At 55.1% G+C, this 12,623-nt stretch carries 12 protein-coding genes; 6 read left to right on the forward strand and 6 right to left on the reverse strand.

All coding sequences use genetic code 11. The features are described from left to right. Positions 1-30: 30 nt before the first annotated feature. The gene (locus QNK41_RS09120) at positions 31-642 is read right to left on the reverse strand and encodes a hypothetical protein (RefSeq protein WP_319255961.1); all 612 of its coding nucleotides are present in this window, start codon (positions 640-642) and stop codon (positions 31-33) included. Between the two features lie 207 nt (positions 643-849). Here QNK41_RS09120 and QNK41_RS09125 point away from each other — a divergent pair, with 207 nt between their 5' ends. Beyond that, the gene (locus tag QNK41_RS09125) at positions 850-2,235 is read left to right on the forward strand and encodes a hypothetical protein (protein ID WP_319255963.1); all 1,386 of its coding nucleotides are present in this window, start codon (positions 850-852) and stop codon (positions 2,233-2,235) included. A gap of 2 nt (positions 2,236-2,237) precedes the next feature. Further along, positions 2,238-2,453: a hypothetical protein gene (locus QNK41_RS09130; protein WP_319255965.1), complete on the forward strand. Its 216-nt coding sequence runs from the start codon at positions 2,238-2,240 to the stop codon at positions 2,451-2,453. On the opposite strand, the gene manA is transcribed toward QNK41_RS09130, so the two are convergent. Beyond that, positions 2,447-3,655, reverse strand: a complete 1,209-nt coding sequence (gene manA, locus QNK41_RS09135) for a mannose-6-phosphate isomerase, class I (RefSeq protein ID WP_319255967.1) — start codon at positions 3,653-3,655, stop codon at positions 2,447-2,449. The genes QNK41_RS09130 and manA overlap by 7 nt on opposite strands. Positions 3,656-3,765: 110 nt before the next feature. Between manA and QNK41_RS09140 the strand changes: the two genes are divergently transcribed. The 3 genes from QNK41_RS09140 to QNK41_RS09150 all read left to right on the forward strand — a co-directional run bounded on the left by QNK41_RS09140 (position 3,766) and on the right by QNK41_RS09150 (position 5,911). Then, a complete protein-coding gene (locus QNK41_RS09140) occupies positions 3,766-4,410 on the forward strand; it encodes a radical SAM protein (RefSeq protein WP_319255969.1) in 645 nt (214 codons plus the stop codon). Between the two features lie 51 nt (positions 4,411-4,461). Then, positions 4,462-5,160 carry a 7-cyano-7-deazaguanine synthase QueC gene (gene queC, locus QNK41_RS09145; RefSeq protein ID WP_319255971.1) on the forward strand — a complete coding sequence of 233 codons (699 nt, stop codon included), beginning with the start codon at positions 4,462-4,464 and terminating at the stop codon, positions 5,158-5,160. Between the two features lie 94 nt (positions 5,161-5,254). Continuing rightward, the gene (locus tag QNK41_RS09150) at positions 5,255-5,911 is read left to right on the forward strand and encodes a lysoplasmalogenase (RefSeq protein ID WP_319255973.1); all 657 of its coding nucleotides are present in this window, start codon (positions 5,255-5,257) and stop codon (positions 5,909-5,911) included. A 205-nt stretch (positions 5,912-6,116) separates the two neighbouring features. Here the strand turns inward: QNK41_RS09150 and QNK41_RS09155 are convergent, their stop codons facing one another. Then, positions 6,117-9,005 carry a DEAD/DEAH box helicase gene (locus QNK41_RS09155; protein WP_319255975.1) on the reverse strand — a complete coding sequence of 963 codons (2,889 nt, stop codon included), beginning with the start codon at positions 9,003-9,005 and terminating at the stop codon, positions 6,117-6,119. 366 nt (positions 9,006-9,371) lie between these two features. Here QNK41_RS09155 and QNK41_RS09160 point away from each other — a divergent pair, with 366 nt between their 5' ends. Beyond that, the gene (locus QNK41_RS09160) at positions 9,372-10,610 is read left to right on the forward strand and encodes a hemolysin family protein (protein WP_319255977.1); all 1,239 of its coding nucleotides are present in this window, start codon (positions 9,372-9,374) and stop codon (positions 10,608-10,610) included. Between the two features lie 2 nt (positions 10,611-10,612). On the opposite strand, the gene efp is transcribed toward QNK41_RS09160, so the two are convergent. The 3 genes from efp to QNK41_RS09175 form a co-directional block, all read right to left on the reverse strand. Continuing rightward, entirely contained in the window at positions 10,613-11,173 is a 561-nt protein-coding gene (gene efp, locus QNK41_RS09165; protein ID WP_319255979.1) for an elongation factor P, read from the reverse strand. 87 nt (positions 11,174-11,260) lie between these two features. Then, positions 11,261-12,049: a hypothetical protein gene (locus QNK41_RS09170; RefSeq protein ID WP_319255981.1), complete on the reverse strand. Its 789-nt coding sequence runs from the start codon at positions 12,047-12,049 to the stop codon at positions 11,261-11,263. A 147-nt stretch (positions 12,050-12,196) separates the two neighbouring features. Continuing rightward, positions 12,197-12,623 (reverse strand): transglycosylase SLT domain-containing protein (locus tag QNK41_RS09175; RefSeq protein WP_319255983.1); only part of this gene is annotated, 427 nt, incomplete at its 5' end.

The following is a 12,623-nucleotide window of genomic DNA, read 5'->3' on the forward strand; positions in this document are numbered from 1 at the left end:
GCGGCCCATTTTGATCGGGTCGCCTGCATTCTATATGACCCCGGCCTTTTTTTTTATTCTCAGCAGGCCCGGGCTCAGGTTCAAGTGCATGAGCGTGGAGTGGCAACCCAGATCAAGAAACAGCTTTTCCAGGGAATCAAACAGCACCGGCCGATCCGGCCATTTGAATGATTTTTCCTGCCGGCGAAGCGACTCCCAGGTCCTTCTCGCTTCAGGGTCATCGCTGAAAACGGCCTGCATGGCCCGGTCGCAGAGAAACATGGCGCATACTACCGGCCGAAGCGTCCACATGCAGCCATGGCTGCCCAGATAGACGCATCGGTGGCCACTGTTCGTCCGGTTTAAAACCGTCTCCAACCGATCCAACTGCGCCGATGTGGAACACAGCGCATTGACCACCGTGTCGGCAAAAAAAGTGATGATGCCATCCTTGGAACAGCAGGCGCTGGTGCGGCTCAGGAAACAGGTATGGGTGCACACGTCATTGAAATGTCGCTTTAAAAAGTGGTCGGTCGATTGCCTGAATTGCACGTAATCACGGATTGTTTCGGTTAGTTCAATCCGTTTTGCGTCACCGAGTTGTACGAGTCCGCGCCTGACGGTTTTCAACGCTTCGAGTTGTTCCTGCTGGTATTCGTTCATTTTCAATACCTCGCTGTCCGCGGTCAAACTAGCGGCAACAATTTTGCTCTTTGGTGTTTAGGAGATAACCTGTTGATTGTCAATGCGATGCCAATATTGCGGGTATAATGGGCGACGTTCGGCGATCTTTTTCCCTTGACGATTTTCTCCAATTCCCGGATAACCGGTTCTCAATACACTGCCAAACGCACACAGGAACGAACCCGCATGTCAGAGCATAACGGACCTTCCGGTCATCCCATGGATGAAATCGCAGAACAATTCAAAGCGCCTGACAAACCTGCGCAGAATCAGCGGCCATCGGACATCGTCTCGTCCGTTGAACCGTCCGACAATCGATTCGGACTCGCCGGTGCAAACGATTCTGAAGGTGAGTCGTCCCTATCCGCTCAAGCGACTTTTGGTCCACTATCCCTGTCTCCGGACCAAATTGAAGCGCCGTCGTTTTTCGTGGACAAAAAACTGTCAGTCCTGTGGATGAACTCTGGCGGCACAGATGCCTTCTCCCATGCCCTGGCCCAGGAATTGGGTTCCACACCCTCAGGCAATATCTTCGACCTGCTGCTCAGTCCGGCCATCAAGGATTCGATTACCGATTGGCAGGCGTTGTTTTCATTTATCTATATCCTGTTGCGCCGCTCCACCGCCAAAGATACGTTTGATCGGGGAACCGTCTTCATCTCCAGGAATCACCTCCCCACCACAGACGACGAGACCGCCCTTACCCCTGTCATCCACCCGTTTTTGATAGACAGCTGCATCATCGGGCAAAAGGAGGTGACCCCCCCATCACCCCTGCGCATTTTTGGCTTGGAATTCAAGGAAGGGACACTCTTTCTGCTCCGACAGGATCTATGGCAAACTGCAGTGACTGCCCACACGGAAACCGAATCTGCCGTCAACGACATCGGGCCTGGAGATGAAAAAGAAGCGATCTGCATATTGTCAGTCCGGCTCAACGATTCTCATCGCATCGCAGACACCATGCTCCCCGAGGTTTTCTTCAAATTGATGCATCGAATCTGGGATGAAGGCGATGGCGTTGTCAGATCCTTCGGCGGCAAACGAGCCGGATGCAGTGGTGCCCAAATCGACTACCTGTTTACTAAAAACGCAGGAAGAAGCCCCATCTTCAGCGCCATCTGCTGCGCAACCCGGATGAACCGACAGATGATAGTGATGGAAGAAAAGCTTAAGGCGCAACAGGGATGGGCGAACGAGATCCGCATGAACATGGGCATCAGCCACGGCACGGATGAACTGACGACCTCGGTACCGACCGGCTGCATGGAATCCTCGATCCCCGGCGGGACGTTTGATCAGTCTTCTCACCTGTCCGCCCTTGCCGGCAAAGGGGAGATCTGGATTACGAGAAATGCAGTCTCCCAATTGCCCAGAAAGCTCATCGACCAGGTGGTTGTGGGTATTGATCGCCAAGGCCGATTCTTGCGTAATTTTTTCACCCGGCTCTCAGACCTTCCCCAGGCAGCCGGAGCCGTTCAGCCCCATCCTGATCTGGGAACGCTGTCCATCGCCCGCATCTTAACCATTGAAAAGCCAGGACCGGAGCAACCGGCAACGAGCGAGGTTTAATCATGTCGGAAAGCAGCCCGTTGATAAGGGTTCACGTGAATATTGAATTATCCGCGGCATCACTGCAGACGGTGGTGGCCAATTCAAAAATGAAGGCCGGCACAGATGATAAAGGGCGGTATCGGGTGGATACGGCCGATGCGCTGGCCGCCCTGATCTCAACCTTCCTTCGGGAAAAAGGTTTCGACGCATTTGCCCGGGATGTGGATAATTATTGATTTAATTGTGGGACGGCCGCCTTGTAAACGATGACGCTTCCGCCAATTGCATAGGATAGGAGGCCGGCTGGAATCAGGAAGCTGTCCCCTTTTTTCATGGTCAGACTCACCCCCTGACCACCCTCTTTAATCCATCCTTCTCCGGCCGTACACAAGAGCATCTCGACATTTCTGATGGAGTGAGAAACGTATGGCTGACCTATCGGGGGCCGGATGACGGTGAGTGAGAATTCCTCGGCCGGGCAGTCGTAGCCGGATTCAGCCGGCCCCACCGGCCTGGGGTCGAGAATTTTAATTGACGTTTCCTCAAACCGGACAACGTTGAGCAGTTCCGGCACATCCACATGCTTGGGTGTCAGCCCACCCCGGAGCACGTTGTCCGAATTGGCCATCAGCTCGATTCCAACGCCGTCCAGGTAAGCGTGGAGTTGGCCGGCGTGCAGATACATGGCCTGTCCGGGTTCGAGGCAGACCAGATTCAATAGCGCCGGAGAAAGGACCCCCATATCCGCCGGATAGGCGCCTGTGAGGTCGACCATCCACTGGTAGAGCGGTGACGTGTCCACCAAAGGCCTGGCCTTATCCAGAACCTCCTGGGCCACGGCCCTGCGCTTATCGGCGGCGATTGTCATCATGGCTTCGAAAAAATTCCTGAGCCCCTGGCCCGGGTTCGTTTTCAGATCCTTGAATGCATCATCGAGGTCGTGGGGGCATACCGGTGTCAACAGGCGAACGGCTTCAGCTGACGGCCGAAATCCGTTCAACCCCCAAAATGGCGTCAGGGCACAGATAATTTCCGGCTTGTGGTTGTCATCCCGATAATTGCGGTCCGGGGCATCCAAGGCCTTGCCTTCACGATTCTCCCTATCAAACCCCTCTATCGCCTGGCGTTTGCTGGGATGCGCCTGAATGGAAAGGGGTTGGGCGGCAGCCAGAACCTTGAACAGGTAGGGCAGCGCACGGCCAAACCGCCTGACGACATACTGGCCTAAAATGTCAATGGGTTGCCGGTCGATCAACTGCTGGAGTGGGACCCGATCGTCCCCGGCAACGACTATGGACGGGCCTTTGGGGTGGGTGCCCATCCACAGTTCCGCCTGGGGTTGATGGGTAGGGTTAGGCTGACCGAGCATCTGGGTAATGGCGGTTGTCGATCCCCAGGCATAGGGCTGGATCACGTTTTTGAGACGGTAAATCTGCATGGTTGACCTCGATCGTATCGTCAGAGGATGGTTTACTTGCCCCAATCACCTTGCTATACATGGCTTGCTGGTGCGCAGCGCTGAAAAAACGGCATGGCGTCATTAATAACATGATCGTTACGGTTAATGAAATCTTTTACAGTATTCAAGGCGAGTCCGTATATGCCGGGCTGCCCTGCGTGTTCGTGCGTCTGACCGGATGCAACCTGCGCTGTCGCTATTGCGACACCCGATATGCGTTTGATGAGGGCAACGCCATGTCCGTGGCCCATATTGTCAATCAAGTGGCAACATTTGGTTGCGACTGGGTTGAAATAACCGGTGGCGAGCCCCTGGCCCAGAACCATACACCGGCCCTGGTGGAAGCCCTGCTTGCTGACGGCTATCACCTATTGATGGAAACCAACGGTTCCCTGGACATCGATCGGGTGGATCGCCGCTGCAGCCGGATCATGGACATCAAGTGCCCGTCCAGCGGAGAGCATATGAAAAACGATACAGCCAATCTGCAGCGGCTGACCGCCCATGATCAAGTCAAATTCGTCATCGGCGATCACGACGACTTTCTTTTCGCAACGCAGCAGTTGCCCCATTTACCAGCGATCCTGCCGGCGGATCGCATCCTGTTCTCGGCGGTATCCGACCGGTTGTCCCCGGATCGGCTGGCCACCTGGATGCTTGAGGCCCGAATCGAGGCCCGGCTTCAGTTGCAACTGCACCGGTTGATCTGGCCGGATCAGGAGCGGGGGGTTTGACGACCAAAAAAAAGTTAATGCAAAACATTACATAAATTAATTAAACCAACAATGATTAAAACAAAAATAGCAGTGGTACTGTCCAGCGGCGGCCTGGATTCCAGCACCGTGCTGGCCATGGTTGCCGACCAGGGGTTTGCGATTTGCAGCCTCAGTTTCGACTATGGACAGCGACACGTATGCGAGCTCGGGGCGGCTGAAAAGGTGGCTGCTGCTGCGGGTGTGAAACGCCACCTGGTTACCCGGGTGGATCTGAAGCCGATCGGCGGTTCAGCGCTAACCGACGACATCGCCGTACCCAAAACCCGCAGCGGCTCCCTTATGGCCGAAGCCATTCCCGTCACCTATGTGCCTGCACGCAACACGATATTCCTATCATACGCCCTTGCCTGGGCCGAGGTGCTGGGCGCCTGGGATATCTTCATCGGTGTCAACGCCGTGGATTACAGTGGATACCCCGACTGCCGGCCGGAATACATCCTGGCTTTTGAAACCATGGCCAACCTGGCAACCAAGTCCGCCATCGAGGGTAAGGGGCGGTATCGTATCCACACACCGCTGATCGATCTGACCAAGGCCGAGATCATCCTCACAGGAACCGCGCTGGGTGTGGACTATGCGCTGACCCACAGCTGCTACGATCCAACGCCCCAAGGGCTGGCCTGCGGCGATTGCGATTCGTGTATCCTGCGCAAAAACGGGTTTGCCGATGCCGGTGTACCCGACCCGACCCCCTATGCTCCCCAATAACGATGCAATCTGCACCCAGGCAGACTGGTAACAACAACGTGCTGGTATAAAAGAGTAAATAACAAAGTCCAACTTACAAATATAAGGTTTTCTAATGGTTATATGGTTCGTTCTTGGACTGGCCGTGGTGCTACTGGTGGGGCTGGTCAACGCGGAAAAAACGGAAAAGCCCAAATGGATTCTCCTGTTCAAAACACCACTGTCCCTGCTGTTCATCGTTGCCTGGACCCTGCAGCCGGTCCAGGATGCGCGCTTTGCCGGTCTTATCCTCCTTGCCCTGGTGTTCTGCCTGGGCGGAGACATCCTGCTGGCATTCGGTTCCCACGGCACCTTTCTTCTCGGGCTGGTCAGCTTTCTGTTGGGGCACGTGATATACGCCACCGCCTTTTTTGTGGTCGGCACAGTGAACCCTGCAATGGCAGTGGGTACTATTCTTTTAATGATTGTGGCCGCCTTGGTCTGGCCGCGGCTCGAACCCCACCTGGGAAATATGCGCACCCCGGTGTTGGCCTATATCGTGGTCATCAGTATTATGGTTTGCGGTGCCTTCGGTATCGCCGGTGATCCGACAATCCCGGTTCGTGCCCGCGGCAGTGTGTTAGCCGGCGCCATCCTGTTCTATATCTCAGATCTTTTCGTGGCCCGGCAGCGCTTCGTGGTCGGCTCCCCTGTCAACCGGGTGGTGGGACTGCCCCTGTACTACGTCGCCCAGTTTCTGCTGGCCTTTTCCGCCGCCTGGATCCCCGGGTAGCATGAAAGCACGGTGGAAACAGTGATGAAACTGAAAAAAAATCCCTTCCGACGGTTTCGTAAAAGGGTCGAGATCAAGGCTTGCGGGCCGCAATAGCGAGCTTGAGTGAGCGAACGGCAAATCGATATTAATCCTTACGGCGAACATTCATGTTCTATCCCGAGGGATGAAGCGTAACGCAGATATCGGACATTTTACGGAACCGTCACCAGTTCACCGGCAGCCGTACGATATGTTTGGCTTTATTCTGAAACAGCAGGTATCGGTTTTCTCGGCCGAACCGATACAGATCGCGGGTGATGGCCACATCGGATCGGCAGTATTCAAGAATTTTTGCCATTTTTCCTTCCCGCCACCACCTCAGGGCATCCAGCCCGTCTGCCGTTTTTCCGGCATCCAGGGTAACCGATGCCAGGTGGTCCAAAGAGAGCCGGTACCCCAGTTGGTCCTTCACCTTTTCCAGGATATCCAGGGTAGGAATCTGCCGTAAATCAAGCTCGGTGTATGCGGAGAGGACCTGGTAATCGAAACGTTTGATATTGAACCCGATCACCAGGTCCAGCCCATGAAGGTGATTCATCAACATGGGAACCTGACCTTCGACGAACTCGAAGAAATTATCCGACTTTGAATCGTAAAGCACGACACAACTGATCCGCATCCGCGATGCATGGTGCCACCCCCCCACCTCCTTGGCCGACAGCTGGGTTTCGATGTCCAGTACCCCGTAATGAATGACCTTATGCATGGAATCCACAACCCGTGTGGCGTCATCCGTTGCCTTCACCTCCTCGACGACCATCGGTTCTGGAATGAACGGGGGAGCGGGCGAGGCTTTAGTGGAGATGAGCGTCTTCAACAAGAAGATCGCTCCCGCCTTATCGATCGGGCGGTTGCCTGAACCGCATTTGGGAGAATGGACACAACTGGGACAGCCGGTTTCACAAGGGCATTCGGATATTGTCGAAAAGGTGGCGTCAAGCAGACCGTTGCCATTGACGAAGGCCTGGGTGCAGAGTCCGGTCCCTCCAGGCAATCCATCATAGATAAAGATGCCCGCACTTTCCAATTGGGGATGAAAGGGGGTGGAAATGCCTCCCAGATCGTTCCGGTCGGCGAGCACCAGAAGGGGGAAGACGCCGATGGCGGCGTGTTCCAGGGCATGCAGTCCTCCCATGACGTGGATCCAGGCCTTTTCCGCCAATGCGGTGACTGCCTCCGGAACCGTAAACCAAAGGCCCTGGGTTTCAAAAACCATGGGCGGCAGATCGAGCGGAACCCGTTCCAGTACTTTGCCGGTTCGGGTTTGAATTCGGTCATAGCCGGTAACCTGCTCGGTGACCCGAAGGCGTCCAACGGTCATCATGGTTCCGTATACCGGCTTTTGGTCGGCAATCTCCAGGATTTGGGTTTCTTTGTGAGATCTCACGCGGGTGTGAAAATCGACTCGGGCAGGCGCGACAATGACTTTACGGACCTCCGGGTCAAGGGATTCCACCAAAAAGGATTTCCCCCGATGCAGATAGATGGCACCGGGATGGGTTTCTCGGTATACGCGGATTCCATCGATTTCCCCCAATGGAGTGGTGCTGGCCGCCTCGATGATGGCAAACCGGGCACCCGACCCTCGCAAATCCACAAATCGGTGCGGATTTTTCATCGGAGAAAAGCAGACGGTGCCGTCGGCACTCAGATAAAGCCGACCGGAGGCGATGGTATGCCGGAGGCAGGCTTTCATCGGTTCAGGTGCCAGCATGGGATCACCGGTCATCAGGGGCAGCTCGGCTGCGGCACAAACCAGATGCCGGGACATGACATCCGGATTATAGGGATTGATCACGGCTGCTTCCGGTTGACGAACCACCAGTTGCTCCGGATTTTTGATAAAATAATGATCCAGGGCATCTTCTCCGGCCACCAGTACCACCGCCGAGTCCTGACCGCTGCGCCCCACCCGACCCCCGCGCTGCCAGGTGGCAACAATGGAACCGGGGTATCCAACCAAAATGCATAGATCCAGACTGCCGATATCAATGCCCAGTTCCAGGGCACTGGTGGAAATCACCGCCAGCAGGTCTCCGGATGCGAGTCTGGATTCGATTTCGCGCCGCTCTTCAGGCAAAAATCCGGCGCGATAGGCACTGATGCGGTCGGCAAGCCCACCGGACCGGTTTTGGGCCCAGATGGCCAGCAGCTCCGCCAACTTACGGGACTGTGTGTAAACGATGGTGCGAAGTCCCCGGCTCACGGCTGCCTTGAGCAGCATCACCGTAGCCGCCAAGGATCCGCCCGCCGGATCTATCATAATCAGGTGACGCCGCCCGTTGCCGGCTGTGCTCTGCGTAACGGTTTCAACGCTCAACCCGGTCAACTGCGTGGCCAGCTCGTCCGGATTGGCAACGGTGGCCGAGGTGAACACGAAGGTGGGCGCTGCACCATAATGGCTGCACATTCGTCGCAGGCGACGGAATACCTGGGCCATATGCGAACCCAGGATTCCCCGGTACGTGTGGACCTCGTCCACCACCACGAAACGGATTCTGGAGAGCAAGTCGGACCATCGGTCGTGATAGGGCAAAACCGAAAGATGAACCATTTCAGGGTTGGTCATCAGTATATGAGGCGGTTTGTCACGGATTTTCTTGCGCCGGTAGGCAGATGTGTCGCCGTCGTATATGTCCGCCCGAAGGTTGATGTCTGGCAGGTGACTGGACATGCTGTTGATGGCTTTGCGTTGATCCTGGGCCAGGGCCTTCAAGGGGTAGATGAACAGCGCGCAGGCTGATGGATCCTCAATAACGGTCTCGAAAACCGGCAGTGCATAGGTCAGGGTCTTGCCGGAGGCGGTCTGGGTGGCGACTACCGTGTGGATACCGGCCCGCACCCGGTCGATGCTTTGAACCTGGTGGGCATACAGCCGATCGATCCCCATGGCCTCGAGCAGGTGGTCAATCGCTTTCGGCCAAGCCTTTCGGGTTTCCCCGAAGGTGGGTTCGCTGGGCGCTAACTCACGGTGATAGACCACCTGGCCGTCAAATGCGCTGGCAGCCTTGAATGCGTTGATGTAATCGTCGATCAGAGAGCCGTCAGTCATGGTTCGATAACCGCAATCTGATCTCAGAATTCAATTTTGTGTGCATAGGGGCTTGAAAAACTGAAAAAATACGCTATAGTAGACCTTTATTGGCCAGGTACGGCCCGCATCCGTTAACCTTAAGGCAGCGATTGACAACACCTCACCGAAAAACGGTCCCACCCTTTACCGGGAAGGGCCACTATCGCATGACTTCATCTCCCATTTCAAGAGGAAGGCCATAACGTTGGACGACCCTTTTTTACCCGGCCCAGGTTCCGGATTCCTGGGTAATCTCCGTGTTTGTTTCGCTTCTCGTATTTTTCATTTAAGCCACCGGAATCATAGTCATCCGCGGGACCGCATCACTGGTGCAGGAGTCAGCGGATGATGGTGAATCAGTTTTTTCTTCTTTTCATCCTTTTGTTGCTCTCCGGATTTTTTTCATCCGCGGAGACCGCCCTGTTCTCCATCAGCCAGACCCGCGCGAGGCACATGGCCAAGGAGAACATCCGGTCTCATCAACTGATCAAGCGCATGAAAGATGATCCCCACAAGCTGCTGACCACCATCCTGATCGGTAACAACGTGGTCAATGTGGCCGCATCGGCAATCGCCACATCACTGACCATCAACATGTCCGCCAATTATGCCGTGGGACTGTCCACCGGCATAATGACCTTTCTGATACTCGTGTTTGGCGAGGTGATTCCCAAATCCTTTGCCACCCGCAACAACATCCTCCTCGCCAAGATGACGATCTATCCCATCTACTGGATGTCCATCCTCTTCTTCCCGATCATCGTGTTTCTCAATTTCATTCCCCGCTTAACCGGAAGGATGAGCAAGACGCCGTCAGCGACCGAAGAGGAATTGATCACCTTTGTTGAAGTGGTGGAGGAGCAGGGAGAAATCAAGGAAGAAGAGCGTGAAATGATCCACAACGTCTTCGATCTGGACGACACCAATGCATCGGAGATCATGACCCCACGGGCCGACATGTTTGTGGTGGATGCCGACGCGCCGCTCGATTTCAAGGCTATCGCCGAATCCGGTTTGACCCGAATTCCGGTGATCGAAGGCGACATCGATCACGTCGTGGGCATTTTAAATATCAAGGACATCTTCATGCACCAGGCCACATCGGAGACGCCGGTGAAGGTCCGGGCCATCATGCGACCCCCCTATTTCGTTCCCGAAAACAAGAAACTGGACCGGATGCTGCACCAGTTCAAGACCCGCAAAAACCACATGGCCATCATCGTGGACGAGTATGGCGGCGTCTCCGGCTTGATTACCCTCGAAGACGCACTGGAGGAGCTGGTGGGCGAAATCCGGGACGAAACCGACAAAGAGGAGCCGCACATCATCAGTAAAAAGCCCAAGGAGTGGGTGGTTTTGGGCAAATCGGAAATCGAGGAGGTCAACGAAAAGACCGGCATGCATATCCGCGAATCCAGAGAATATGACACCTTTTCCGGGTTCATTTTAGACAGGATCGGCAGGATTCCGGAAGAAGATGAAGCCTTCACCATCGACGGCCACAAGGTGGTGGTCATGGAGATGGATGGGAATCGAATCAAACGCTACCTCGTGCAGACCTTATCACCCAAAGCCGAAAGCTGAACTTACTTTACCCGCTCCACGTATTGCCCGGTGCGTGTGTCAATGCGGATCATTTCGCCCTCGTTCACAAAAGGCGGCACCTGAACCACATGACCGGTTTCCAGGGTGGCCGGCTTGGTGGATCCGGCGGCGGTATCCCCTTTGGCCCAGGGTTCCGCCTCGGTAATGGTCAACTCCACGAAATTGGGCAGCGAGACCTCCAGGGCTTTTTTATCGAACATGAGGACGTTGCACACGGTGTTTTCCTTGAGAAACGCCCTGGCGTCACCCACTTGATCCTCGGACAAAAACTCCTGTTCATAGTTGGACGAATTCATGAAGCAATAGGTGTTCCCATCGAAATAGAGATACTCCATTTCAATCGCCTCCAGATTGCCTTCCTTGAATTTTTCACCGGACCGGTAGGTTTTGTCGAACTGCGAACCGGTAATCATGTTCTTGAGCCGGCATTTGTAAAGGGCCTGCCCCTTCCCCGGTTTCACAAATTCGAACTGGACGATCACATATGGATCGCCGTCAATCTCTATCTTCAGTCCTTTTCGTAAGTCACTGCTCTCATACATATGATTTTCAACCTTTCTTGGGGTTCATGAATACCAGGATCCGGGTTAAATGGCATGAAATCACGGTTTATCCTTTTCAACCGATCATCATTTCGTTGTTATCCGGTTCCCATCCATGGCCATGCCATCTGTCCGGCGCGTTTCAGAGACCAGGGCCTTGATCCGTGCCGGGTCCTTTTTAAAACGGATGGGATGCCCGCATTCATCCACGGCATTGGTGCAAGTACAGCTGTCCACCCCAAAAGGCCGAACCTGCAGCATCCCTTCGGCTACATTTTCCGGCGAGATGCCCCCGGCCAGAATCACCGGGATTCGACTTTTGGCCACCAACTCTGCGGCCACCGACCAGTCGCAAGTCAGCCCGGTGATACCAACGAATCCGGCCACCGGTTGTTCGTCATCGGCCGCACCCGACGCCCCAGCGATCACCGTGTCAGTCAAAAAATAGTCGCTCAGCGGTTCCAGCCGGGCAGCCAGCGCCAATACGGCTTCACGGTTTACATCCGCCGTCTGCCCGATGGGAATGGAGCGCATGATATGAATGTCTGGAAACCGTCGTTTGACCGCCGCCTGCAACTGAAGCGCCGCATGGACCGAACTGCCGCCGTGATCATCCAGCCTGTCACAAAAATGGACGATATGGGGCCGATAATAGCCCAGGGTGTCAAATACTGCCTGCGGGTTTGAATATAGCGGGATCAGGCTGCTGACCGCTCCCATCTTGCGAACCACGGCAACGGTTTCACGGACGACCGGGTCGTATCGATCATCGCACGACGTGATCACGCTACCGATGTGGTCCACACCCAATCGGATCACGTCCCGGGCTTCATCCGGGGTCTGGATTTCATATATCTGAATGATGGTGCCTGGCATTTTCTTGAGCATTCCTGAATGGTTAAATGTCCAAGTCGTGTGCCGCCGGTGGCCGTCCCTATCACATCCATGGCCTTTGTGCAAATCGTATCACCGGTCGCCAATCGCCGGGAATTGATAGGCGGGAAATGGCGTATGGAGGCATTCTCAAGGAAACTGCGGTCGTGCGTCTTCAGCGCTCGAAATAGGAGCCAGCGCGTCTAAGTTCGGCTGTAGCATTTTATAATAGGTCCGGATGCGGTCTACATACATGACCGCTTCATTTCCACGCGCATAACGATGCTCAAGGGTACGGTAATATTTTTTCTGCTGCAACAGCGGGAATACCGATCGGACACCGTGCCAGCTGTTTTCCGGCTTGCCCAGCCGGCGGGCCAATCGTCTGGCGTCCTGCAGGTGGCCGAATCCAATATTGTAGGCAGCCAATGCCATGAGCGTACGATCGGGTTCGGGCACTGACTTGCCGACCTGACGATGCAGACGAGCCAGATAGCGGGTACCGGCAAATATTGACGCCTCAACGTCCATCCGATTTTCCAGATCCATGGATGCCGCCGTTTCGCGGGTGAGCATC

This window comes from Desulfosarcina sp., from assembly GCF_033791525.1.
Lineage (GTDB): Bacteria > Desulfobacterota > Desulfobacteria > Desulfobacterales > Desulfosarcinaceae > Desulfosarcina.